This is a genomic window from Photobacterium aquae (genome assembly GCF_001029445.1).
Taxonomy (GTDB): Bacteria; Pseudomonadota; Gammaproteobacteria; order Enterobacterales; family Vibrionaceae; genus Photobacterium; species Photobacterium aquae.
This window is the reverse complement of the sequence record NZ_LDOT01000006.1, coordinates 48,105-71,978: the sequence shown is the minus strand read 5'-3', so window position 1 is coordinate 71,978 and position 23,874 is coordinate 48,105. Positions and strand designations below refer to the sequence as shown.

Annotated in this window: 21 protein-coding genes; 12 read left to right on the top strand and 9 right to left on the bottom strand. The window is 45.5% G+C overall.

Translation table 11 applies throughout. The features are described 5' to 3' along the window. Window positions 1-204 (top strand): DUF2986 domain-containing protein, encoded by a 204-nt coding sequence (locus ABT56_RS05825; RefSeq protein WP_047877930.1) that lies wholly within the window; start codon window positions 1-3, stop codon window positions 202-204. 37 nt (window positions 205-241) lie between these two features. Here the strand turns inward: ABT56_RS05825 and punR are convergent, their stop codons facing one another. Continuing rightward, a complete protein-coding gene (gene punR, locus ABT56_RS05820) occupies window positions 242-1,144 on the bottom strand; it encodes a DNA-binding transcriptional activator PunR (RefSeq protein WP_047877929.1) in 903 nt (300 codons plus the stop codon). 295 nt (window positions 1,145-1,439) lie between these two features. Here punR and punC point away from each other — a divergent pair, with 295 nt between their 5' ends. The 8 genes from punC (at window position 1,440) to torA (ending at window position 10,224) form a co-directional block, all read left to right on the top strand. Beyond that, complete coding sequence (punC, locus tag ABT56_RS05815; RefSeq protein ID WP_047877928.1) at window positions 1,440-2,648, top strand: purine nucleoside transporter PunC; 1,209 nt, start codon at window positions 1,440-1,442, stop codon at window positions 2,646-2,648. Window positions 2,649-2,973: 325 nt separating this feature from the next. Beyond that, window positions 2,974-3,702, top strand: coding sequence for an arginine ABC transporter ATP-binding protein ArtP (gene artP, locus ABT56_RS05810; RefSeq protein ID WP_047877927.1), 729 nt, complete (start codon window positions 2,974-2,976; stop codon window positions 3,700-3,702). Window positions 3,703-3,760: 58 nt separating this feature from the next. Continuing rightward, window positions 3,761-4,492, top strand: a complete 732-nt coding sequence (locus tag ABT56_RS05805) for an arginine ABC transporter substrate-binding protein (protein WP_047877926.1) — start codon at window positions 3,761-3,763, stop codon at window positions 4,490-4,492. Between the two features lie 3 nt (window positions 4,493-4,495). Next, window positions 4,496-5,182 (top strand): arginine ABC transporter permease ArtQ, encoded by a 687-nt coding sequence (gene artQ / locus ABT56_RS05800; protein ID WP_047877925.1) that lies wholly within the window; start codon window positions 4,496-4,498, stop codon window positions 5,180-5,182. Then, window positions 5,179-5,850 carry an arginine ABC transporter permease ArtM gene (gene artM / locus ABT56_RS05795; protein WP_047877924.1) on the top strand — a complete coding sequence of 224 codons (672 nt, stop codon included), beginning with the start codon at window positions 5,179-5,181 and terminating at the stop codon, window positions 5,848-5,850. The genes artQ and artM overlap by 4 nt, the downstream gene beginning before the upstream one ends. Window positions 5,851-6,346: 496 nt before the next feature. Next, the gene (gene torE / locus ABT56_RS23520; protein ID WP_084722167.1) at window positions 6,347-6,523 is read left to right on the top strand and encodes a trimethylamine N-oxide reductase system protein TorE; all 177 of its coding nucleotides are present in this window, start codon (window positions 6,347-6,349) and stop codon (window positions 6,521-6,523) included. A 38-nt stretch (window positions 6,524-6,561) separates the two neighbouring features. Continuing rightward, the gene (gene torC / locus ABT56_RS05790) at window positions 6,562-7,740 is read left to right on the top strand and encodes a pentaheme c-type cytochrome TorC (protein WP_047877923.1); all 1,179 of its coding nucleotides are present in this window, start codon (window positions 6,562-6,564) and stop codon (window positions 7,738-7,740) included. 21 nt (window positions 7,741-7,761) lie between these two features. Next, window positions 7,762-10,224 (top strand): trimethylamine-N-oxide reductase TorA, encoded by a 2,463-nt coding sequence (gene torA, locus ABT56_RS05785; RefSeq protein WP_047877922.1) that lies wholly within the window; start codon window positions 7,762-7,764, stop codon window positions 10,222-10,224. Window positions 10,225-10,282: 58 nt separating this feature from the next. Here torA and ABT56_RS05780 read toward each other — a convergent pair whose 3' ends face one another. From ABT56_RS05780 to ABT56_RS05745, 8 genes are all read right to left on the bottom strand, one after another. Then, on the bottom strand, window positions 10,283-11,434 hold the full coding sequence (locus ABT56_RS05780; RefSeq protein WP_053062382.1) for a transglycosylase SLT domain-containing protein: 1,152 nt from the start codon (window positions 11,432-11,434) through the stop codon (window positions 10,283-10,285). 11 nt (window positions 11,435-11,445) lie between these two features. Further along, entirely contained in the window at window positions 11,446-12,048 is a 603-nt protein-coding gene (locus tag ABT56_RS05775; RefSeq protein WP_047877921.1) for an LPP20 family lipoprotein, read from the bottom strand. A 56-nt stretch (window positions 12,049-12,104) separates the two neighbouring features. Beyond that, window positions 12,105-13,718 carry a hypothetical protein gene (locus ABT56_RS05770; RefSeq protein WP_047877920.1) on the bottom strand — a complete coding sequence of 538 codons (1,614 nt, stop codon included), beginning with the start codon at window positions 13,716-13,718 and terminating at the stop codon, window positions 12,105-12,107. 1 nt (window position 13,719) lies between these two features. After that, entirely contained in the window at window positions 13,720-14,838 is a 1,119-nt protein-coding gene (locus ABT56_RS05765) for a tetratricopeptide repeat protein (protein ID WP_157037783.1), read from the bottom strand. Between the two features lie 23 nt (window positions 14,839-14,861). Beyond that, complete coding sequence (locus tag ABT56_RS05760; RefSeq protein ID WP_047877918.1) at window positions 14,862-15,812, bottom strand: LPP20 family lipoprotein; 951 nt, start codon at window positions 15,810-15,812, stop codon at window positions 14,862-14,864. Between the two features lie 25 nt (window positions 15,813-15,837). Continuing rightward, complete coding sequence (locus tag ABT56_RS05755) at window positions 15,838-17,379, bottom strand: hypothetical protein (protein ID WP_205626049.1); 1,542 nt, start codon at window positions 17,377-17,379, stop codon at window positions 15,838-15,840. Continuing rightward, window positions 17,379-18,398: a penicillin-binding protein activator LpoB gene (locus ABT56_RS05750; protein WP_240478257.1), complete on the bottom strand. Its 1,020-nt coding sequence runs from the start codon at window positions 18,396-18,398 to the stop codon at window positions 17,379-17,381. Before ABT56_RS05750 ends, ABT56_RS05755 begins: the two co-directional genes overlap by 1 nt. A 62-nt stretch (window positions 18,399-18,460) precedes the next feature. Continuing rightward, on the bottom strand, window positions 18,461-19,072 hold the full coding sequence (locus ABT56_RS05745; RefSeq protein ID WP_047877917.1) for a hypothetical protein: 612 nt from the start codon (window positions 19,070-19,072) through the stop codon (window positions 18,461-18,463). 867 nt (window positions 19,073-19,939) lie between these two features. Between ABT56_RS05745 and ABT56_RS05740 the strand changes: the two genes are divergently transcribed. The 3 genes from ABT56_RS05740 to ABT56_RS24475 all read left to right on the top strand — a co-directional run bounded on the left by ABT56_RS05740 (window position 19,940) and on the right by ABT56_RS24475 (window position 23,848). Beyond that, complete coding sequence (locus tag ABT56_RS05740; RefSeq protein ID WP_047877916.1) at window positions 19,940-20,533, top strand: HD domain-containing protein; 594 nt, start codon at window positions 19,940-19,942, stop codon at window positions 20,531-20,533. Between the two features lie 166 nt (window positions 20,534-20,699). Beyond that, window positions 20,700-23,198 (top strand): diguanylate cyclase domain-containing protein, encoded by a 2,499-nt coding sequence (locus tag ABT56_RS05735; protein ID WP_240478256.1) that lies wholly within the window; start codon window positions 20,700-20,702, stop codon window positions 23,196-23,198. Next, window positions 23,138-23,848, top strand: a complete 711-nt coding sequence (locus tag ABT56_RS24475; RefSeq protein ID WP_240478255.1) for a putative bifunctional diguanylate cyclase/phosphodiesterase — start codon at window positions 23,138-23,140, stop codon at window positions 23,846-23,848. The genes ABT56_RS05735 and ABT56_RS24475 overlap by 61 nt, the downstream gene beginning before the upstream one ends. Window positions 23,849-23,874 lie beyond the last annotated feature (26 nt).

Genomic DNA, 23,874 nt, shown 5'->3' with positions numbered 1-23,874 from the left:
ATGAACCGCAAAAAGAAAGTTATCCAGACTCAAAAATCTAAAATCAAAAAACAAAATGCCAAGCTGCACCGTAGCAACAAACCACGCTACATCTCAAAAGCAGAACGCGCGAAAATGGAAGCCGAAGCCCAGCAATCTGAAGGTCAGGCAAGCGACGTAACTGAGACGGTTACCCAGCCAGACAACAACACTGCTGCTGAATAACCGCTTTATACCCAAGCAAACCGCCTTGGGTATATTTTCAGCGCATCCACTCCCGATGCAGCTGCTCACTGTCCCCCAGATAACCCAATAGCCAACCAATCGCCGGGTTCTGGCTTTCTTTATTCCAGGCCAAACAGCAAGGGCTCACTGGCGGGCTCACTGCCAACGACTTCTCCACCAGCTCACCGCTGGCAATTTTCGCCAAGGCCATATGCTCCGGCACAACGGAGATCCCCAGTCCTGACTTCAAACACGATATCGCACTGTGCCAGTTAGGGACCATGATCCGACGTTGGTTATCCATCAGCCAGGTGATGCGCTTTGGCAGTACCCTTGAGGTATCTTCAAGACAAATTGCCGGATATTGGGCCAACTCTGCCGCCTCCAATGGGTGCTCCGCCGCCGCCAGCGGGTGATCTGGGCTAACAACAAACCGCCAAGCTAGCACTCCCATATCACGGTAGTCAAAATGGCCACTCACTGGTACAGCAGCGGTTGCACCGATGGCTATATCCGCCCGTCCATCAGCCAAGGCATCCCATACGCCATTGAACACTTCCATGGTCAGGTGTAATTCCATATCGGGGAACTGGCGATAGAAATCCCTCACAAGCGTATTCACCCTGCTTTCTCGGACAACCGTATCCAAAGCAACCGAGACACTTTGTGACCACCCATTAGCCACCCGCTGCGTCTGTAGTCTCAGTTGCTCCATCTGCTTGAGCAGGTGCCTGGCTTCTTCAACAAAAAATTCGCCAGCAGGCGTCAATTCGACCTGACGGTGCAGCCTGACAAACAACTCAACAGCCAGTCGCTCTTCAATTGTCCTCACGGTATAACTGATCGCGCTAGGCACTTTGTGCAGCTCCTCGGCAGCGGCCGAAAAACTACCCCGCCGGGCGACCACATCGATAACTTGCAAGTCGTTGTATGAAAACATTTCGTACTTCCTCATGCGCCAATGCATCAAACAGCTAGATCCAGCGCACATTTTTTCAAATTATTTACTGGTTGCACCCAAAAGTTCGCCTTACCTCATCACCAGAAAACCGGTTATTCTCCCCCCAATTTGTTGGTGAAATGATGACGAAATCGTATGCGTGGTGCCACTGGTACCATCTTCAGTTTTTCAAATCAAATTATTTGAAAGCAACTTTGAAATTTTACCATTTCACAGCTTTCCCAACCATGTATAGACTTGCTTCCAAAGTAAAAACTGTAATGAATCATTTATCATGACTAATCAACCATCAAAACTCACCATTATCTGGTTCGCATGTCTAAGTATGCTAGGTTTCCTTGCTACTGATATGTACCTTCCAGCTTTTGAAATTATTCGTGAAGACTTTAATACTTCACAATCGCTTATTGGTTTAACGCTAAGTATTTTCCTGTTAGGCATGGCTCTAGGCCAACTTGTCTACGGCCCCCTTTCTGACCGCGTTGGCCGAATCAAAGTACTGCTAGGCGGTATGGTACTTTTCAGTGCTGCATCGGTACTTTGTTCATTTGCCCCTAATGTAGAAATCATGCTGTTTGCACGTTTCCTACAAGCACTAGGTGCATGTAGTGCAACTGTTATTTGGCAGGCTGTGGTTGTCGATCGCTATGAAGGCAAAGTCTCTGAGCGTGTTTTCGCAACGATCATGCCTCTTGTAGCCCTATCTCCAGCACTTGCGCCTCTAGCTGGTGCGATGCTTGAGCATCAATTCGGCTGGCGTAGCATCTTTATTGCCTTGGTTGCTTTTGGTGTTATTTTGGCTGTTATGACACTCAAAGAACCTGAAAGTGCTAATTTAGAGAAAAAACAAGATAAGCTAAGTGTCCAGCTACGCCGTGACTACAAGCAAATCCTAGGTTCAAAAAAATTCATGGGTAACATGATTATTTTTGCCGCCTGTTCTGCAGCTTTCTTCGCATACCTAACTGGCTCACCATTTGTGATGGCAGCAATGGGCTACTCAGGTGCAGATATCGGCCTGAGCTACGCACCACAAACTGTTGCGTTCATTGTTGGTGGTTACGGTTGCCGTACGCTACTAAACAAATATGACAGCCAAAAGCTTCTACCATGGATCCTGAAGCTATTCTTTGCCAGCGTTGCCGTAATGTTCATGATTTCCATCCAGACTGAACCAAAGACAATCTGGCCGATCCTGATCCCATTCTGCTTCTTGGCTGTGGCTAACGGTGCTATCTACCCAATTATCATCAGCAAAGCATTGGAAGACTTCAAAAACTGCAGCGCGACAGCAGCAGGCCTATTGAACTTCCTACAAACCATGGTGTGTTTCGCGGCAAGTGGCTTGGTATCAGCATTTGCGGTACACGGCCTGATGACAGTGACAACTGCAATGTTCATCACTGGCTTTATTGCCCTTATCGGTTACGCCTTGGTTGTTAAAGCCCGTCACGAAACGGCTGCACAAGCTCAAACAGCGTAATTAAGTAAGAGCATACTCGCTTAATCACAGCAAAAGACCGCCACCCGGCGGTCTTTTTGTCTCTTCAACAAACGATACAACAAAGCTTAGGCCCACTCTCCATCCTGCTCTGCTCTGCTCTGCTCTGCTCTGCTCTGCTCTGCTCTGCAAACTTTCACATCTTTCACCGAATCCGCGCAAAACCATAAATTGCATGGTCAAACCACGCTTTTCTATAGACAACATCTTTGAAAACAAGATGCTTTAGATTTTTTATACAATTAACTTGCATAATAAAGCACTAAATGTACTATAAGAAAAATGACAATAAATGCAGTAATTAAGCATGGGTATTCAAGCAAACAACATCAATAAATTCTACGGTGACACGCAAGTACTGCACGATGTCAATTTCAGCTGTGACAAAGGAGACACTCTGGTACTGCTTGGGCCCAGTGGCGCAGGCAAGAGCTCACTACTTCGAGTACTCAACTTGCTTGAGTCTGCCAGTAGCGGTGAACTGCATATCGCCAATAACCAGTTCCACTTTTCTGACTCTCTTTGTGAAAAAGACGCCCTATACCTGCGGAAAAAAGTCGGCATGGTATTTCAACAATATCATTTATGGCCGCATCTGACGGTTTTGCAAAACCTGATTGAAGCACCGGTGAAGGTCGCCGGAATCAGTAAATCAGCAGCGACTGACGATGCGATGAAAATTCTGGCTACCTTACAGCTATCGGACAAAGCCGATGCTTGGCCGCTGCAACTCTCTGGCGGGCAGCAACAACGGGTTGCCATTGCACGGGCACTCATGATGAAACCCGATGTCTTGTTGTTCGATGAGCCAACGGCGGCCCTCGACCCCGAGATCACAAATCAAGTTGTCAATATTATCAAAGAGTTGAGTAAAACAGGGATCACTCAAGTTGTGGTCACCCACGAAGTTGAATTCGCAAAGAAAATTGCCAGTCATGTTCTCTACTTAGAAAATGGACATGTCATTGAACATGGCACTCGAGATGCATTCAGCAAACCAGCAACCCAGCAATTTGCTGATTACCTAACCCATTAGAAACAACATTGCCCTTCAATGACATAGGGCAGCAAATAATGACGCACGGAGTATCGCGATGAAAAAAATTGTACTAGCAACGCTTATTGGCTTGGTGTCTAACTATGCATCTGCTCAGGATGAAATTAAATTTGCCATGGAAGCCACCTATGCACCTTTCGAGTATGTTGACGAAAACAACGAAATCCAAGGCTTTGATGTTGATCTAGCCAATGCGCTTTGTAATGAAATAAAGGCTAAATGCAGTTTCCACAATCAACCTTTTGATAGCCTAATCCCAGCGCTGAAATTCCGTCGTTATGATGCCGCGATCTCCGGTATTGATATCACTGAGCAGCGGCAGAAAGTCGTCAACTTCACAGCCCCCTACTACGACAATGCAGCCGCGTTTGTCGCTGTCAAAGGTTCAATTGCGGATCAAGCAGCATTGAAAGGTAAACGTATCGGCGTTCAAAACGGTTCGACTCACCAAAGCTACCTGACAGAACAAATGACTGGAGTAACGGCCGTACCTTATGCCAGCTACCAAGACGCATTTATCGATATGCAAAATGGCCGTATCGATTCTGTTTTCGGTGACACGGCGGTCGTTGCGGAGTGGTTCAAGAAAAATGATCAACTGAGCTATATCGGAGATCCAATCACCAACGCTAAATACTTTGGTAACGGGTTTGGTATTGCCATCAACAAAGACAACGATGCGCTGCTAGAAAAACTGAACGCTGCACTAAAAACTGTGAAGGCCAATGGCCAGTACCAACAAATTTTCGATAAATACTTTGGTGAATAATTTATGGCATTGTCAGGTTATGCTCTGACACTTGCGGAGGCGAGCTGGGTGACAATCCAGCTCAGCCTAGTCAGTGTCGTTGTCGGGCTGTTGTTGGCCACATTGTTTGCCTGTGGGGAAATATCACGGTTTAAGGCTGTCGCCTGGCCTGTAACCGCATTGGTTACCGTTCTCAGAGGCTTGCCGGAATTACTCATTGTCCTGTTTATTTTCTTTGGATCCAGCCAAGTTTTCTTTCTTCTTACCGGCCAATTTATTGAAATAAGCCCTTTTCTGTCAGGTGTTATCGCACTTTCATTAATTTTTGCGGCTTATGCGTCACAAACCCTTCGTGGAGCCCTCAAGGCTGTACCCAATGGGCAGCGCGAGGCCGCCAGTGCCTTGGGTATTACGAAGACACAGACCTTTTTCAACATCGTACTGCCCCAAGCGATACGTCATGCCTTACCCGGCCTGACCAACCAATGGCTAGTACTATTAAAAGATACAGCATTAGTCTCACTGATTGGTGTCACCGATCTACTCAAGCAGGCACAGCTCACAGCGGCAGCCACCCATGAGAGCTTTACTTGGTACGCGAGTGCCGCTGCTATCTATTTAATTATTACATTGATTACCCAACGTTTTGTTAAGCGGCTTGATAACAAGTACAGCCTGCACGACAGCAACACTCAAGGAGCAGGCGCATGAACGATCAACATATTTGGCAACTGGCCACAGGCTTGCTCACCAGCCTAGAACTCACCGTTGTATCGCTAGTTGTCGGCTGCGTACTCGCATTGCTAATGACACTGTCTCTGATCCTTAAAATACCGGGGATACACTGGCTCAGTCGCTGCGTTATTACGCTTTTTACGGGCACGCCACTACTGGTTCAAATATTCCTGATTTACTATGGACCCGGACAATTTGAGTTAATCCGACACAGTATGGCATGGCACTGGCTCAGCCAACCTTGGTTTTGTGCCATGATTGCTCTGGCCCTCAATACCGCAGCCTATAGCACCCAGCTTTTCAAAGGTGCATTTAACACCATCCCTTCAGGACAATGGCAAGCATGTAAAGCGCTGGGGATGAACACCCGCCATACTCTGGGCGTGTTACTACCCTATGCGGTTCGCAGATCGATTCCCGCCTATTCCAATGAGGTAATTTTGGTATTCAAAGGGACATCACTGGCCAGTACGATTACCATTATGGATATTATGGGATATGCGCAACGCATTAATGCCCAGACATACGATACTTTGGTGGTCTTCGCTACCGCAGGTCTATTTTATTTAGCCGTTAATGGCCTTCTGACGATTCTTTTCCGCAAAATAGAAAAAAAAGCACTCGCCTTCGAGACCATCCGCTGATCAGCAAACACGGTAACTCAAGTGCCTCCTCCATAACGAGAGGGGCACTTTTAGAGCAACAGATAACCACCAAGGATTTAACATTCATCCTGCGTGTGATTTCGACCGATAAACAATCCTCATCCAAACACCATTTACATGGTTAATATTTACAAACGAGATAGTCATATCTCTTTATCGACAATATCTGTACTAAAGCTGAATACAACCTAACTGAAATATGAATAAGCACAGATTGCGATCAACAAATCAACAACTTTAACAGTTAGATCACCATGAATGGCTGTTAATTATTTTATACAAATCGCCACAATCAATAACATCAATTGATAAGCCATTCACAGCGACGTCGAAGATCAAAAAAACATTACCCCGTCTCATTCAACCACTATTCATCAATTGAATATTAACAACAGCTTCAATTAAGATCCCCCAGGCATAGTTATTAACACTTTTGTCACTTCACTCAATTAACATTTTTTAGCAGGTAGTCCTAATGAATAATGAAATAAGTTCTACAGCCAAAGATGAAAAGAAGCGTGAATGGGGAGCGTTCTTTTTTATCACCGTCTTTTTGTTCCCTATTCTCAGCATCATTACCGTAGGTGGTTACGGATTCATTGTTTGGATGATGCAAGTCTTCCTTTTTGGTCCTCCGGGCCACGGGGCTTAATACAAGACGTGTAGCGGAATCAATAAAGAGAATAAATAATGAAAAATTTCTTAAAAAAAGCATGGCGAACATTTTCCCGCCCGAGTGTCCATATCAGTCTGGGTGTACTCACGCTTGGCGGCTTTATTGCTGGCGTCATTTTCTGGGGTGGATTCAATACCGCCCTTGAAGCGACCAATACCGAAGAGTTCTGTGTCGGCTGCCATGCCGAAAATGTGGCTCCGGAGTACGCTGGTACAATCCATGACAAAAACCGCTCAGGTGTACGGGCAACCTGCCCTGACTGTCATGTCCCTCATGAATGGACAGCGAAAATCTCTCGTAAAATCCAAGCGAGCAAAGAGGTCTTTGCTCACTTTGCTGGCTTTATCGACACCCCGGAAAAATTTGAGGATCGTCGAATCATCCTCGCCCAGCATGAATGGGATCGTTTCAGTGCCAACAAATCTCTCGAATGCCGCAATTGCCACGATTATGATGGCATGGACTTTAGCAAGATGTCTCCAACAGCCCGAGTTCAAATGAAAAATGCAGCGGAACGAGACCAAAGCTGCGTGGATTGCCACAAAGGGATTGCCCACCATCTACCTAAGAATATGGACAGCAGCGGTGGCTTAGTTGCAGAGCTGGTCCAGCTTGCCAACAATACCAAATTCACCGATAACGAAACGGTATACAGCGTTCGCTACCTTCCGGTATATGAAGACAAAGACCTGACAACTGAGGCTGGACTGTTGAACCCTGCCTCTGCCGTCAAAGTCATCAACCAGACCAAGGATGCCGTCGAAGTCGAAATCGCCGGTTGGCGTAAGGACAAAGGCTATGGGCGCGTTATTCAAGAAGCGTTTGGGATGAACATAGCGGTAGCATCGCTTCTCAAAGAATCAGCCCAGAATGATCAGATCGTCGAGACTTTCGAGCGTCAAGTCGATGATCTAACCGGCCTGCCTTGGCAGCGTGTCACAGCCAAGGTATGGCTGCCTAAAGACTCCCTTATCAACGATATCAACCCAGTGTGGGAAAAAGCAAAGTCGGCCTACACCACAAACTGTTCGGTATGCCATACCCAACCTGCCGAAGCACACTTCGACGCCAATACCTGGCCGGGAATGTTCAACGGCATGCTTGCCTTCGTGAACTTTGACCGTGATAGCGAAGCTCTGGTTCTGAAATACCTTCAGAAGCACTCTTCCGATTTTTCTGACAGCAAACACTAAGCCGTAACGGAGTACTCAACAATGTCAATTTCTCGCAGAAGTTTTCTAAAAGGCGTTGCCGCAACCAGCGCCGCCTCTGTTATTGGCCCAAGCCTCCTTGCTTCATCCAAAGCCATTGCCGCTGAGACAACGGGAACGTGGAAAGTCTCTGGCTCCCACTGGGGTGCATTCAGGGCTCATATTTATGCTGGTAAAGTTCAAGAAATTAAGGCTCTTGAAATTGACCAGTATCCAACTGAGATGCTAAATGGCATCAAAGGGGTGATCTACAACCCATCTCGGGTGCGCTACCCGATGGTACGTTTGGACTGGCTGAAGAAGCACAAATACAGTGCAGAGACACGGGGCAATAACCGCTTTGTCCGTGTGACCTGGGATGAGGCCCTTGATCTTTTCTACCGTGAACTTGAACGAATCCAAAAAGATTATGGCCCATGGGCCCTGCATGCAGGACAAACCGGCTGGCGTCAAACTGGCCAGTTCCACAGCTGTACCAGTCATATGCAGCGTGCGGTAGGTATGCACGGCAACTACATTACCAAGGTAGGTGATTACTCAACTGGCGCAGGCCAGACAATCATGCCTTACGTATTAGGCTCAACGGAAGTTTATGCCCAGGGAACCTCTTGGTCAGAAATTCTCAACCACAGCAAAAACGTTGTCTTGTGGGCAACCGATCCGGTCAAAAACCTGCAAGTCGGCTGGAACTGTGAAACCCATGAGTCTTATCCTTATCTTGAGCAGCTAAAGAACAAGGTAGCCAAAGGGGAAATCAAGGTTCTGTCGGTCGATCCGGTCAAGAACAAAACCCAACGCTATCTTGGCAATGAGCATCTCTACATTAACCCGCAGACCGACGTCGCATTCATGCTTGGCGTTGCCCATACCCTGTACAACGAAGATCTCTACGACAAAGACTTCATTAAAATGTACTGCCTAGGCTTTGAGGAGTTTATTGACTACGTACAGGGTAAAACCAAAGACCGCATCGAGAAAACACCGGAATGGGCGGCTGAAATTTGTGGCGTCAATGCCGATCAGATCCGTGAATTTGCTCGGATGCTGGTCTCGGATCGCACCCAAATCCTTTTTGGCTGGTGTATTCAGCGTCAGGAGCATGGCGAACAGCCATATTGGATGGGTGCCGTGATTGCGGCGATGGTCGGCCAGATAGGCCTACCGGGTGGCGGTATCTCTTATGGTCACCACTACAGTGGTATTGGCGTTCCATCAACGGGCTTTGCCGCACCGGGCGGGTTCCCCCGCAACGTCGACGAAGGCCACAAGCCGAAATGGGACAACAACGATTTCAATGGTTACAGCCGTACCATTCCGGTCGCCCGCTGGGTTGATTGCCTCTTGGAGCCCGGCAAAGAGATCCGCTACAACGGCAGCAAGGTTATCCTGCCCGATTACAAAATGATGGTGATCAGCGGTAATAACCCGTGGCACCACCACCAAGATCGAAACCGGATGAAGCAAGCATTCCAAAAACTTCAAACCGTCGTAACCATTGATTTTGCATGGACAGCAACCTGCCGATTCTCGGATATTGTTCTGCCGGCCTGTACCCAATTCGAACGTAACGACATTGACGTTTACGGTTCGTATAGCGGCCGTGGTCTGCTGGCGATGCACAAATTGGTTGATCCTCTCTATCAATCAAAGACTGATTTCGAAATCTTCACGGAACTCACCCGTCGGTTCGGGCGTCACAAAGAGTACACCCGAGGCATGGATGAGATGGAGTGGGTTCGCTCGCTGTATGCAGATTGCCGGGAAGCCAACAAAGGCAAATTTGAAATGCCTGAATTCGATGAATTCTGGGAACAGGGCGTACTGGACTTTGGTACAGGAAAACCTTGGGTGCGCCATGCCGACTTCCGTCAGGATCCTGAAATCAATGCCCTTGGCACCCCATCCGGCTTCATCGAAATTACCAGCCGGAAAATAGCGCGCTACGGCTACGACCATTGCCAAGGACATCCGATGTGGTTTGAGAAGAGTGAACGTTCACACGGTGGCCCGGGCTCCAGTAAGCACCCGTTCTGGATGCAATCATGCCACCCGGACAAACGCCTTCACTCACAGATGTGCGAATCTGATGCCTTCCGGGCAACCTACACGGTACAGGACCGCGAACCGGTATACCTCAATCCAGAGGATGCTGCAGCCAAGGGGATCAAAGATGGCGATCTGGTGCGCGTATTCAACGATCGCGGCCAACTGCTTGCCGGTGCAGTCTTAACAGACAGCTACCCTCGCGGCGTGATTCGCATTGAAGAAGGGGCATGGTATGGCCCGCTTAACGAAAAAATTGGGGCTATCGATACCTACGGCGATCCGAATACTCTGACACAGGATATTCCGTCATCAGAACTTGCTCAGGCCACCAGCGCTAACACCTGCTTGGTTAACTTTGAAAAGTTCACGGGCGAAGTCCCACCGGTCACGGCCTTCGGTGGACCGATCGAGATTAGTTGATTAATTGATTAGACACTATAGAAAAAAGCCCTGATATTTCAGGGCTTTTTTATGGGGATTAAATGGACTGCGTATTTAGCAATTGGCTGTAGTAGCGGCGCTTATCCTGAACTTTCTTGAGGTAGTTGCGAGTTTCCTTGTAAGGAAAATCCTCCGTTATCGAACTAAAAACCTTGGTGGCCGTTAGCTCATTCACTGCCACCGGCAGCGACGACAATGAAGGCTTACCTGAAAAATGTTTCGCAACAGCCCCGACTCCACCGTTATAGGAGGCAATAACAAGGTAAGTTCTCACCTCGTCATTACTGACTTTCTTCAAATAGTGTTTGTCCAGAATATTGAGATAACTTGTACCAATATCAATATTGAATTCAGGGTTAAAGAGCACCTCCGGCGGCAAAAGCTTCTCTTTGCCTAAATACCGTTTGGTGACATCTTTACCCGCAGAAGTTGGCACGACCTGCATCAAGCCATACGCTGGGATATGCGATTGGGCCATTGGGTTGAAATGGCTTTCAGTATGCATAATCGCCAAAATCAAAGCCGGCTCAATATCCCATTTCGTTGCCATTTGGCGTACATAGGGAATATACGCTTGTGCACGTGAGTTGACCGTATCCTGAGAAACCGCCATGCTCACTCGAGTCACATGAGAACCATTTTTTTGGGTAAATGACTCTTTTTTCTGCGACCCCAACACAGTTTCAACATTAAGCCCGGACATTACCTTGGTCTTCGCCAATGACTCAGGGGGCTGCACATTGTTACTCGCTAGCACTTTGTCCTTTGCATAGGCCTGCTGCGTTGTTTGTTCTGTAAGCTCTTTAATCTGCTCACGAACAATACTCTCCACCTTTTTCGGTGGCATATCCTCATCAAGGATTTCGATAACGATAGCACCGGTTTCGAAATCCACAGTACGCTTAACTGTATCGTCACTGCTGTACTGCACCCACTGGGTCTGATTGGTTAACGCAGGGTTATCCCATTTTTTTGCTAAAGCCTGCTTTGCCTGATTGAACGCATTCAAGTATGCCTGCTTTGATTGCTCAAACGCATCATAGTGTTGCTCTTTGGTTTGAGAAAAAGAAGACAAGGTGGAAAGTTTCTTCTTCTCAAATTCGCTTGGGCCATCAGAGGCATTTACTGTGGCCAAACTCGACATTAAGCACAAGCCACCGATATATAATGTTGTTTTTAATTTAGCCACAGTTTTCCCCCTTACTGATGCGCTAGTGCTTTAGCAATATCGTCAGCAAGCTTTAGGTTTTCCTCAGGAGTCATACCTTGTTTCTCTTCAGGATGCTTGTCCTGATATTCATCCACAACGCGCTCAACATTTTGCTGCAATGCCTGCTTTGGTAGCGCTAGGTGAACATAGAAATAACCATCTGGGCCGCGCATTGTGCGAATAGTCTCAACACCTTCCAAAACAACATTTGACACAGAATCAAGCTCTGCAGATGTCGCTTGGGTCGCACCAGCCTGGCCATTAACACCTAATGTGCCCGTTTTGTTCTTCATCGAAACGATGATTTCACTCTTAACTTGATCCGCTAGCTCTTTTTGACCTTGCTGAATCGCTAAGTTTTTCTGGTGAGCCAAACCACCAGCAGAGTTGCCGCTAAAGCCTACGGCTGAACGAGCATACCCATCACGGTTAACCTCACCACTACAAATCCAGTTTGGAGCAGGTTTCTCTGGTGCACCAAAGAAGTAGCACTCGTGTACCACAGGGTTAACGACTTGCGGTGCTGGTTGCTCAGGAGTAGATTGACAACCCATCAATGCCGCAGCTACTGAAAACATCACTACTTTTTTCATTATTGATTCCTGTTTTTATTAAATATTCGAAAAGTCAGACTCACAATTCTTAAGAATTAGAAGTCATCTTCATCGATGGTTGGGGCATTGAGTAAGGTATTACTGCTTGTAGCCACTTTCTTGTGTGAAACCGTATTAGCCGCTTTTGTCGGCATAACACCACTGTCAGTGCCAACGCTGGCTTCTACATCCGCTTTTTTCGATGCTTCAAGAGACTGCTCCAACTTATCTGCGACAACCTGCTTCACACTGTTACTCAGGTTTGCTTTCGTTGCCGATTGATATGTTGAGTAGCTCAATTTCAGAGCTTCTGCTGCACTCTGTCCTGAAACGCCGTAAGCGATCACATAAATTTTCTCGTTAGAAATTGGGTGCGTTACCGTTTTGCTCATCAGCTGAGACATACCATTCACTTGACGGTTTTCTACCGCTTGACGAGTTGTCTCAGCAAAGCTGGTTGCCACTTCAGTGTGGTCTTTGCCGCCTAGCTCACCAGAGCGAGTCTGCAGGGCAATCTCTGCTTGCTTTTGCGTTTCCATGTCAGAGTACAGCGCCATCACAGCCTCTTTCTTGGCCATCAGGTCTGCAATACCCTTGTTTTTACGAATCTTGCTTGAAGAACCGCTAACTGGCATTGCATAGGCACCGATAAACCAACGGTCACCCTTGTTATCCACGTAACTACGAGGGCCAACCAAGGTCGCTGCATCTTGCGTATCTAGCCACTCTTGTACAGACAACGCTTTCTTAGGCTTAGTATCCTGCTCTTCGCCTGTCAGAATGGCTTTAGCGCCCTCTTCCAGCTTTGGACTCCAAACGGTAAGAACAGCGACTTCATAACGCTCTTCCTCTGCGTTCCAAGATTCCGCCTGAGCAAGAATGGATGTGCCCATTAGTGGAGCTTTAGCCAGAGTCTCAACAGCGCTTGTCGCTTCCAAAGCAACACTGCCTTTGATTGCCTCTGCTTTTGCGACAATGTCCTCATGCTCGGCCATGGCTTCTTCATAGCGAGTCTTGGCTTTCTGGTAGGCTTTTCGTTTTTTCTCTTCGATATCGCCTGATGAGTAAGCCGTATCCAGACGCTTAATCAACGCATCCATAAATGCCTTGGTACGATCTTCTAAAGTTACGCCTTTCAGCTTCTCCGCTTCTGCTGCATCAACTTCTGCAAGTAGCTTGGCAAGCGCCTTTTCCGAGCTCGCGATTTTCTTTTGAATCTTAAGGAACTGCTCGTTCAATTCTGCATAAACATTGGTACCAGGAGCACTTAGCTGATCTGCCGCGGTCATCTGGGTACGCATGAATTCAACGACTTTTGCTTTCGCGCCCATTACCGCCAACGTACTGAACATTGAACGTTTGGCAATAAAGGAGTCGTCATACGTAGGGTCTTCATTATCAAATGACTCGCTATGAACGACAAAAATGCGCTTCTTATTTGCATCCCAGCCTTGGCCCCAACCACGAGTTTTCATCAAGTCCCGCAGTTGATCTTCAGCAGAGACATAAACTTCTTCGGTGATTTCCTGCTGCTGGTACGGCTGCTCTGTCAACTCAGCAACAGCTTCAAGCGCCGGATCCGCCTCTTTGGCGATAAAGTCTGCAGCATTCGCAGCTGGTAGGATGGCTAAACCAATTGCTAGCGCTAATGGGGTTAAAATTTTCTTCATATTACTCACCACTTATTTGCTTTTTCGACCAAGGCGAAAAGGAATTCTTCTTATTGATTAATTGCAGCCAATGCCTTAACTGACTTGCAGCCTTAGGATCGGTTTCAATTTGGGATAAATAGAGGTAGACCCAAGATTCAGGGGAATCAGGGGATTGCATGATGTATTGTTTCGAGGATGCCTGAGCTAACTCTTTCTGCCCTAATGCCCGTGATATATCGGCCAGCATTTTCCAGCTTTGTGCTTTTTGGGGCGCCAAATTTACTGAAAGGGTCAGATCGTCGATGATCCCCTGTGCATTCCTACCTTGAGAAAAATTGCTCTCTGCCCGCTTGAACAAAATATCAGCCAAGGCATAGCTCGGGTGTTTGTTTTCAATACGGAAAACCCCTTCTGCACCCAAGATCGTCGCCACAACATGGTGGATGTCGTAATCTGAGAAGGCCTTCTCCGCTAGCCCGCAACGTGCTTGCTGGCAGTCAGGACGCTCATCGGTAACAGCCAGGTTGACTGGAACCGCTGTACTATTTTCAATGTGTTGGTAAATATTGGCGAGCTCTTCTAGCCCAAGGCTTTGCAAGTACGCTCTTACTCGTGAGTAATCTTGGGATTGTACGGCAGCCGATAGCAATTTGACGGCGCTGCTCTCGACTTCTGCACGCGGAATCGTCACACCGTTGGGTTGAAATTGTTTGCTATCAACAACCACAACGTATTCTTGGATACAGTTGTTTGCGGCGGTATTACGGTCAAATAGCAGCTGATGCTTTAGCACAGTTTGAGCATTCAATTGTGTTGAAACATCCAGCTTAATGTCACTTCGCAACGGCTGAGTAATATCAGCAATACGATCAGAAAAAGAAACACTCCTATCTACCATTTCTCGGGCAAGCATTTTATAGAACTCTTGCTCCGCGGCTTTGGATTCAGCGGTTCCTGCATATTTTTTCTTTGAGAGACACTCTTGCTTTACAACAAAATAGACATGTTCATCTACCGTATATACACCGGTATCATTGTTAGAGAGTGTATTTTGATATACATCCGCTGGCGTTTGTGCCATAAGCATCGGACTCATCATTACACACATCGCTGTGGCAATTCTTTTTCTTAAAGACATGCTAACTGACCTTTACCTAACTGCTATTGGATAACAACATCGCTTGTTGCTGGGTCTAGCAAAAAATTCATCAGAGAATTTGAACGATCGAAATGGCGGTTGAAGACATCCGTTGCGTTAATGAGTGCCGCTTTTTTCGAACCGCTGCTCTTGCCTTCAAGAGCGACCGTTTTGGACCTAACGACTGGCGAACCCAATTCAAAATACAGGGTAATCGCATCCACCCTCTGGGTGCCCGAACGACTCGACTCCGAACTCGCATTAATATCAAGCGTTTCACAGGCCGCATCATTCTTCACATTGACACCTGCCGTAGATAACGCTGACTCAACCATAGGCTTGAATATCTTGCCTTCGTACGAATGCCCTTTGTAATTAACCTTCAGGCAAGATGAAGACTGATACCCATTAAGCTTTGTAAGCAATTCAACAAACTGAGCGTGATAGTGTTTACCGGCCGCAGAACTATCAGAAATAATAGCGGCACGCTTTGCCGACAAAGCGAGCTCATCACGCGCTTCAAACAAGCGTAAGTAATCTTTAAAACTTAACGCCCCCGGCCCTGTTTGACCGCTGAACTCGCTGCTCGATATAGCCAGTGTCCTTTCATACAAGTTCACCAACTCCGTTTTGGAGACTTTCCCCATGACATAATAGATACCGTCTTCGGATGCTATTTGCGGCCATGAAATCTCCGGCAAAAGAATATGATCGGCGTTTGTATGAGTATGGGACGAAGAACGTTGCGTTCCTTCATCCCCTATTGTCTCGACGGTCTGGCTAATTTCAAATGAGTGCGTAGAGCTGATAGAAGATGCGATCTGATTCTTCGCATCTAACTTTGCATTTGCCAATGTATCACCGATTCCAATGCCCACATAGGCACTGGAATCAGGCTTAACTTGTTCAACCCAGTCCGGTTGAGCCCAAGCATTTAGAGAGGCGAATACAACAATAAATAAGCTGTATTTCATCGCGATTCCATTGAACCTATTATTTCTAGCTAGTAATTATTTTGAATTCAGCAGTACGATTATTAATCGTTTCAGCATGCGGTCGACGGCCCTTACCTTCTTGTTTAAACGTACGGTAAATTTCATTCAAACTCTGGTCGAAAGCCTCGCTCAATGGCCCCGAATAACGGAAATCCAGAATCATCACCTTTCCGTTTTTATTCCAGTTCCACCCTTCGACTTGACCACCGCTTCCATTATTTAGCACATGCTTAAATAGCTCTACGTCCGTACGCTTGGCGTTCTTCAGCACAATTTGATAAAGCATTCCCTTTTCCGCATGGCGGGCCAGTGATTGGATAATTTCCACACCCATTGCATTTTTCAATTGCTTATAGGCCACATGCTCCGAAACTTGTTTTGAGCGGCTGATAGGATCTACATAAATCCGACTCTTTAACGGGTCATTGGTAACCGTGAAAAGAATTTCACCAGTCTGGTTATCTTTTAACTCCACACTTACCGCGGTTTCGATTCCGTGGACACCTTTGTGATTTTCTACCGATTTCTGTTTTTGGTTGAGGTAAAAACTATGTGTCGATTTCGTTTTTCCATCATTGATAGAAAAACCCAGTCTTTCCAACTCATCGACTAGCCAGTCTGTCTTAAAGCTATTTTCTGAATGAACATCAAAAACCGGCTGGCCAAAAATTTTCGTATAAAAACTGACGTCATTAAGCAGTTTTCCTGAATTAACTTCAGCTTCGATAATGACGTAGTATTGGCCACGAGCAATATCTTCATCCAACAATTCATATCCACTCACATAGCCTTCGCTTTTAGTAGAAATTGCCAATGCAATTGCATCGTTAAATTTGCCGGATTTTCCTTGCAGCATAACGCCCTGCACTTGCTGAATAGCATTATGCAGCGCATTTGTCAGAGCTAGCTTGCGAGCTTCTGCCTCGCCATGCTTCATATCGGCAAGCCCTTTAGCCTCGACAAATTCAGATTTTAGCTCTGCCTGTGCGATCGAAGCGCCATCACTACCATTGGCGATAATAATCGTATTACCCGCCACACCAGAATGACTCGAAGATGCTCTGAGCTTGCTGATTTTGTTAACGTCAGATTCAGTAATCAGCATCGCAACAAAATAACTGCCGTCATACTTACCAGACTTCAGCTCTTTAACTGCTGACAGTGAACCACTGAAGCGGGTGTTAACAACATCGACAAATGATTCTTTGGAGAACTCGCGATCTTCCTCCGCCGACACCGTGATATATTCCATAGATGCCGAGGAGCTGCCGCTCATTGTAACGCCATTGATCATTTCGTTGAGCTTCCTCAACGCATCAATACGCGCTTCTTCCAACCCCTTCGTTTCATTTGAGCGATCGGATAATCCCATAGCCACTACGTAATAACCTGTCGCAGCGCTGCGGCCTGAGATGGTGCCGCCCCCCATATCAAACAAAGTAAAAACATCATCCATGGGCTCTGCGATTACCGGCACACTCATGGTTGATGAGGCGATAACAACAGCGGCCGTCTTAAGAATATTACGTAGCAGCTTTTTCATCATTAAAGAGCCCAGTCTTCAGGTGTACCGACTGATACGGCGTAGATCTTATGACGTTTTAGGTACTCTTTACCCATGGCTTCCAGATTTTTCTGGACGTCTTGAGCGTCAAGATCATCTTCTTTCCACGTAAACAAAACACCAGAACCGCTTTCTGCTTTTGGCGTTACTTCACCAGAGGCAATTGGAATATCCAGTCCATCATCGCTTAGGAACAAAACAACAGGCTGCTTGGTCGCAAAGCCCTGGTTGATACCTGCATCAATCGCAAAACGACCATTACGGAAGTTCGTCACGCGACCACCCACTGGGTAGTAGTCAATGGTACGGTTTACCAAGACCTGAATTGCCTTTTGCGCAGCTTCTTTATAGGCTTCCTGCAATTCATTTTGCTTACGGTAATCAAAACCGCCTAGGAATGTCCCCTCAACCATAAAGAAACGCTTTGCCGGCATATTGTGGCGAATGGGTTCAAATGAGTGGATGATACGACCCGTTTGAGGATCAACAACTTTTGTCGTCACCAAACTACGGAAAATGATTTCGTTGTGATCGCTTTTCTTTTTGATTACGCTGCCTAGGGCAACGGATGTTTCAAAAACAAAATCCGGGTTCAGTTGGTTACCACGCTGAATCGCACCTTCTTCCTGCGTATTTTCAGCTTGATATGCAACCTCGTAATCACAAGCATCACAGTTACGAGTAAGTACTTCATAACGCTTGGTACGAGCTAGTTCATTTTCCAAAAGCTTTGCGATGATACCGGTATCAATCGTCGTCTTTTCCGCGTCATTTTCGAATCGGATATGATCTACGTATGCTGCAATGGACATTTTGCTAAATGCCTTTACATCATAGTTACTTGGCAATTGGATATTCTGGCTCTCATAGAGTGCTTCTTTGTTGACTCTATGGATTTTTGAGTTGACGTCTACATCAGCCTCAGAGTTGATTTTTAGGCTTGTCGATTGACAGCCTGAGATAGCGGCAATCATCACCGCTAGGCTTAGATATTTTTTCACCACAACACTCTCACAAAAAATAAGAATATTAAAAAAGCCAGGCTAGCTGGCTTTTTTTAAAATTATCCTGCACGGCTGAACGCAGATACTGTCTTGTAGTTGTTGTATGCACTAATAACAGTTGCGTTCAGGTATGAGATTTGATCGATAGTGAAAGAAACGTTTTCTTTCTCAGTTAGCAACTGAGTGAAATCAATACCTGACAGCATATCTGTAGAATCTAGCGCTAGGAAGTGTGATGAGTTTTCAAGGGCAACTTTAGCAGCTTCGCCTAGGCCAGACATCATCTCTTCAGACATAGATGACTTCATGAAATTATCGACAACTTTCTTCTGATCTGCTGGTAGAGCGTCATAAATTGCACGCTTTTCTTCTTCAGTTTCAACTGCTTCTGTTGCTGCAAAATAGTTGCCTAGTACAGGAGTGCTCTTTAGCTCGTCAATGTAACGCTCATAAGTAGGCTTCGCTGCAAGGAACGCTGTATTTACAGTAAAGCGAACAACTTCAAGCTGCTTAACATTCGATGGCTGGTAGCCTTCCGCATTTGCTTTAGTCATCAGCTCAGCACCGTCTTTACGCAGCGCATCGTAATTAACTGTGTCTGATTTATTCAGCATTGAACAGCCTGAACCCAAAGATGCAACAAGTGCCACTGCTAATAGTGTTTTTTTCATTTTTATGCCCTTTATTTAACCAATGCCATGAGGAGCTTATAAATATTAAACGTGCTTAGTCACAATTTAATTTTTGGAAAATTTAGATTAAACCGGACTCTATACACAAAGCAGCCATTTAACTATTAGCCTTGCGAACTTTCGTAAGGTTTAATGAGATTAATGACGCATTTAAAACCACGCGAATTTAGCCAAAAACTAAAGCCGACGCAACTGAGCAAGAGCGATAGAAGCAACCATGAAACATGCATAAAAATGCAAACAAGAAGCCTATAAAGTTGATATTACTCCCATATTTTAAGAGAAAGCCGTTTTTACACATGCTTTTCTGAACATAATTCAACCTACTTATACACTATTTGTCGCGCCATTTTTTTGACGCGCCGGAATTTATTCATCAAACTGAATAAATTTATCATGGTATATATTGGCATAATTTATTTATTTTTGTGATCTTAAACATTAGCCGTTCATTATTTATACTTTTAAGTAGTAAATCATTAAACACCAAATACTCACAAGACAAAATCATCATTCATTACAAAACAATAAAACAACGTTTAATTTATGAATATTTACCTCATCCCCCTCAAAAACATACATTCAATGTAAATAAAATGTTTCATAAAATGCTTTCACCCATCGCATGCTTCCGCGGAATTAACTTATCTCAACAGCGGTGATAAGAAACAGCCAGACTTGAGTAAATAATTTCATTAACAGAATAAAACAAGCTAGATATTGTGCCATCGTGCAATTGCCGTTTACACTCATTCCTTAAGCCTTGTCTAATACAGGCAACCCTATTTCTGGCCTACTCCACCTGCCGAGAAATAACAAAATCACCGCTTACACACCGAGGATATAATGAACAAACTTGAACAACAGTTGGCTTTTATCCATGAATTAGACAAACTCAAAACCGTCTACCGAAAGACAATGGTAAAGCCTGACAATAACCGACAGGAAAACAGTGCCGAACATAGCTGGCATATCGCTCTAATGGCACAAGTACTCAAAGAGTATGTAGCAGAAACAGTGGATATCAACCGGGCAGTATCGATGCTGCTTATTCACGATATTGTTGAGATTGATGCAGGCGATACCTTCGCGTTTGCAGCGCAGAGCGATCTTGATGGGCAAGAAGAAAAAGAACTCATCGCGGCTAACCGCTTATTCGGCCTATTACCTGAAGCACAGTTTAATGAAATGAAAGCGCTATGGATCGAGTTCGAGCAAGCTCAAACTGCTGATGCCCGTTTCGCAAAAGGTATGGATCGCATTTTGCCACTCCTACAGAACATGGCGAATAACGGTGGTAGCTGGGTTCAGCATCACGTCTCTCGTACACAAGTGCTCAAGCGCAATGAATACCTAAAAAATGTCACACCGGCACTTTGGGATTACGCCTGCAGCCAAATTGATCTTGCCGTTGAACGCGGCTGGTTAGTTGACCAGTAACACTCTAGATACAGCCAGTATGGCCACCGTCATACTGGTTTTCTTTTTTTTCCCGCTAAATCGTGATCAACTATGTAAGTTTATCTAGATAAAACCGCACAGTATATGCAACACGTAACAATGCTTAACTATAATAGTTTATACCTAACGCTATCATGGATGATATATGAAGGCTGTACTATTGCGTTTTCTTATACTGTTGTTTTTGCTGCTCGGGCTTACATCCGTTGCAACGTACTATTTTTACAGCGAGGATGTAAAACAACTACACCATCAGATTCAGGATAGGGAACGAAGCCGTCACCTGTCCAACCTTCATATTACCCGTTTGCACTTTTCCCCCATTATCGATGATCTCAACTATTTAACGGAGAAGGCCAAAGAAACTCTCCTGTCAACACCCTCACAGTTCGAGCAACAGATGGTCGCCAGTTTTATTCGCATGAGCCGCACCCGTGGCTACTACGATCAAATTCGCCTGATTGATAGCAAAGGACAGGAAATCATTCGTGTTGACCGAAACGAGGGAAAATCAACCCTAGTCGCCAAATCACAACTACAAAACAAGAGTCATCGTAATTACATTCAATCAGCGCTTAAAATTCCGCTCGATAGCATTTTTACCTCTCAATTCGACCTCAATACAGAACATGGTAAAATTGAGCATCCATACAAACCGACCCTACGCTTTATCAGCCATTTTAAAGTTGGCGAAAAACGGTGGTTATTGTCATTCAACTATCTGGGTGAAGATTATCTCAGCGAATTGAAACGTCAATTTGGCTCAACCGATGTCCAAAACTGGCTAATCAACAACCACGGCCAGTGGTTATTGGGCCCTAACGGGCAAGAGTGGCTGTTCATGGCAGATCCCGAGCGGCGACCAAGTGATGATTTCCTCACACAGTACCCAACATTATGGCAACAGATCTTAAGTCATCCCAAAGGCCAATATGTCCAAGACGGCTTTCTTTATACCTATACACGCTTCTTTTCCGGCTCATCATTTTCTGGCCACAATCATTTTACGCTCCCTTTCAAAGGAACCGACTTACCGTGGACTATCATTTCACGAGTGAATCTCGATCAAGCAGTGGCAAATCTAGCCTATTCACCTTCTCGTGTTATCAAGTTCATTGTCTTGGGCATTCTGCTTGTATCCTTACTTTCAGGTTGTATGGCACTATCCTGGCATTTATTCCAACTACTTTCAGCACAACGGATCCTCTCTCAGGCAAATGAAGATTCCGCAAAGAAGTACCGTACCGTTCTTAAACACGCACCTGATGGCCTACTCACCATTAACGAAAAGGGTGAGATCATCACTATCAATCAGGCAGCCAAGACCATTCTCAACATTACTAATCAAGACACCGAAGGTCGTATCCTAATAAAGCAGTTATCTGGAATACAGGCCCGTAAAGAAGTCAGAAACCTTATCAAAGACATTAAAGGAAAGAATTACAAATCGGGGCCGTTAAAGACTCGAATCCAGCTAAAGAACCTAAAAACCAAACACATAGAAATCATTGCGACTCAAACTTTATACAGTAACAGCACTGAGATTCTGCTCAATCTACGCGACATTACCTATTGGATTGAACGTGAAGAAAAACTCAAAAGCATGTCTCGTGCTTTAGAACAAAGCAACGATGCGATTATCATCACCGACTACAAAGGTATCATTGAATACGTAAATCCATCATTTGAAAAAAATAACAAAGTTAAACACAAAGATGTTGTCGGAACTCAATCAATCAATCTTCTTAGGCAGGCTTTACTCAGCAATAATGAAGTCTTTGAAGTGCAGCAACAGCTGAAATCAGGTCAGACAATAGAGCGAATCATCACTCATCGCGATAAAGGCGACGATATCATTTACGAAGAAAAGACCATCGCCCCCATTCGTAATAATAGAGGGAAGATCAGTCACTACATTTCAACCGGTAAAGATATTACCGAAAGGGTGCTTTTCGAGAACAAAATTCACCGACTGGCTCATTATGATATTCTGACCGAGCTCCCAAATCGTATGTTGTTCCAGCAAGACCTCGAACGTGCTATTGCTCAAGCCGGGCTAACAAAAAGCGTGTCGCTAATGATTTTGAATTTGGACCAATTCAAACACGTCAACGACTCCTATGATCATGAGGTCGGCGACAAAGTTATACAGTCTATAGCAAAGCGGCTCAAACACACCTTACGTGAAGGCGATATACTCGCGCGCCTTGGCGGCGATGAGTTTGCAATATTGGTTTCACAGAACTTGTCCCCCACCGAGATCGCTCAAATGGCCAGCCGTATCATTTCACATATTTCATCACCGTTAGCCATTGATAGCCTCGAGCTATTCCTCACAGCGAGTATTGGTATCAGTATTTACCCCCAAGACTCAACCAACCCCGAGGAAATCAACAAATATGCGGATATTGCCCTACACCGAGCCAAAGAGCTTGGCCGTAATCAATTCTGTTTCTATACCTCACAAATGCGAGTAGAGAGTACGCGTCTACACCAATTGGAATCCGAGCTGAGAAAGTCATTGGGCACGGATCAATATGCACTCTATTATCAACCGAAAGTCAATTCTCGCTCGCACAAGATATGCGGTGTAGAAGCCCTCTACGCTGGCATAATCCTCAGGGAGAAATCCAACCGCCGCTAGAAATCATCCCGATTCTAGAACGCTCTGGACTTATCATCGACGTGGGTGAAGATCTGATCTATCGGGCTTGTAAACAATTAAGACAGTGGCAAGATAACAACATCTTCTTGTACTTTGCCCTGAATATTTCGGCGCGACAGTTGCTGAACTCCCATATTGTCGAAACAGTACAAAATGCCATTACAGAATCCGGTTGCGATCCAAACTATCTCGAATTAGAAATCACCGAGTCCGTTTTGATGTCAGATGTCAAAAATGCACTCGACAAGCTCATCAAACTTGAAGCTATTGGCGTTAAAATTGCCATTGACGATTTTGGCACCGGCTATTCATCACTGGCTTACCTAAACCGGTTCCCAATCCATATCTTGAAAGTCGATCGTGAGTTCGTCAAAGATCTCCCATGGAGCAATGACAATATCACTATTACACGTTCTATTATTGAGCTGGCCCACAACTTGAACATGCGTGTCGTGGCTGAAGGGGTAGAAAACGAAGGGCAAGCAGATTTCCTTGCCAGTGTCGGTGTCGAAGAATTTCAGGGGTACTACTTCGGCAGGCCTATGTCGGTCCCTGAATTTGATGCCATGTACGGTTTTTCTCTCACTAAACGGCCTACCCCCTACCCAGATGAAATTGCGACACATTAAATTTGAGCAAGGAATTGATTTTCGGA

Coding starts and splice junctions, on each gene's coding strand:
- ABT56_RS05825 (WP_047877930.1), top strand. CDS start 1: ATGAACCGCAAAAAGAAAGTTATCCAGACTCAAAAATCTAAAATCAAA.
- punR (WP_047877929.1), bottom strand. CDS start 1,144: ATGTTTTCATACAACGACTTGCAAGTTATCGATGTGGTCGCCCGGCGG.
- punC (WP_047877928.1), top strand. CDS start 1,440: ATGACTAATCAACCATCAAAACTCACCATTATCTGGTTCGCATGTCTA.
- artP (WP_047877927.1), top strand. CDS start 2,974: ATGGGTATTCAAGCAAACAACATCAATAAATTCTACGGTGACACGCAA.
- ABT56_RS05805 (WP_047877926.1), top strand. CDS start 3,761: ATGAAAAAAATTGTACTAGCAACGCTTATTGGCTTGGTGTCTAACTAT.
- artQ (WP_047877925.1), top strand. CDS start 4,496: ATGGCATTGTCAGGTTATGCTCTGACACTTGCGGAGGCGAGCTGGGTG.
- artM (WP_047877924.1), top strand. CDS start 5,179: ATGAACGATCAACATATTTGGCAACTGGCCACAGGCTTGCTCACCAGC.
- torE (WP_084722167.1), top strand. CDS start 6,347: ATGAATAATGAAATAAGTTCTACAGCCAAAGATGAAAAGAAGCGTGAA.
- torC (WP_047877923.1), top strand. CDS start 6,562: ATGAAAAATTTCTTAAAAAAAGCATGGCGAACATTTTCCCGCCCGAGT.
- torA (WP_047877922.1), top strand. CDS start 7,762: ATGTCAATTTCTCGCAGAAGTTTTCTAAAAGGCGTTGCCGCAACCAGC.
- ABT56_RS05775 (WP_047877921.1), bottom strand. CDS start 12,048: ATGAAAAAAGTAGTGATGTTTTCAGTAGCTGCGGCATTGATGGGTTGT.
- ABT56_RS05770 (WP_047877920.1), bottom strand. CDS start 13,718: ATGAAGAAAATTTTAACCCCATTAGCGCTAGCAATTGGTTTAGCCATC.
- ABT56_RS05765 (WP_157037783.1), bottom strand. CDS start 14,838: ATGTCTTTAAGAAAAAGAATTGCCACAGCGATGTGTGTAATGATGAGT.
- ABT56_RS05760 (WP_047877918.1), bottom strand. CDS start 15,812: ATGAAATACAGCTTATTTATTGTTGTATTCGCCTCTCTAAATGCTTGG.
- ABT56_RS05755 (WP_205626049.1), bottom strand. CDS start 17,379: ATGATGAAAAAGCTGCTACGTAATATTCTTAAGACGGCCGCTGTTGTT.
- ABT56_RS05745 (WP_047877917.1), bottom strand. CDS start 19,072: ATGAAAAAAACACTATTAGCAGTGGCACTTGTTGCATCTTTGGGTTCA.
- ABT56_RS05740 (WP_047877916.1), top strand. CDS start 19,940: ATGAACAAACTTGAACAACAGTTGGCTTTTATCCATGAATTAGACAAA.
- ABT56_RS05735 (WP_240478256.1), top strand. CDS start 20,700: ATGAAGGCTGTACTATTGCGTTTTCTTATACTGTTGTTTTTGCTGCTC.
- ABT56_RS24475 (WP_240478255.1), top strand. CDS start 23,138: ATGCGGTGTAGAAGCCCTCTACGCTGGCATAATCCTCAGGGAGAAATC.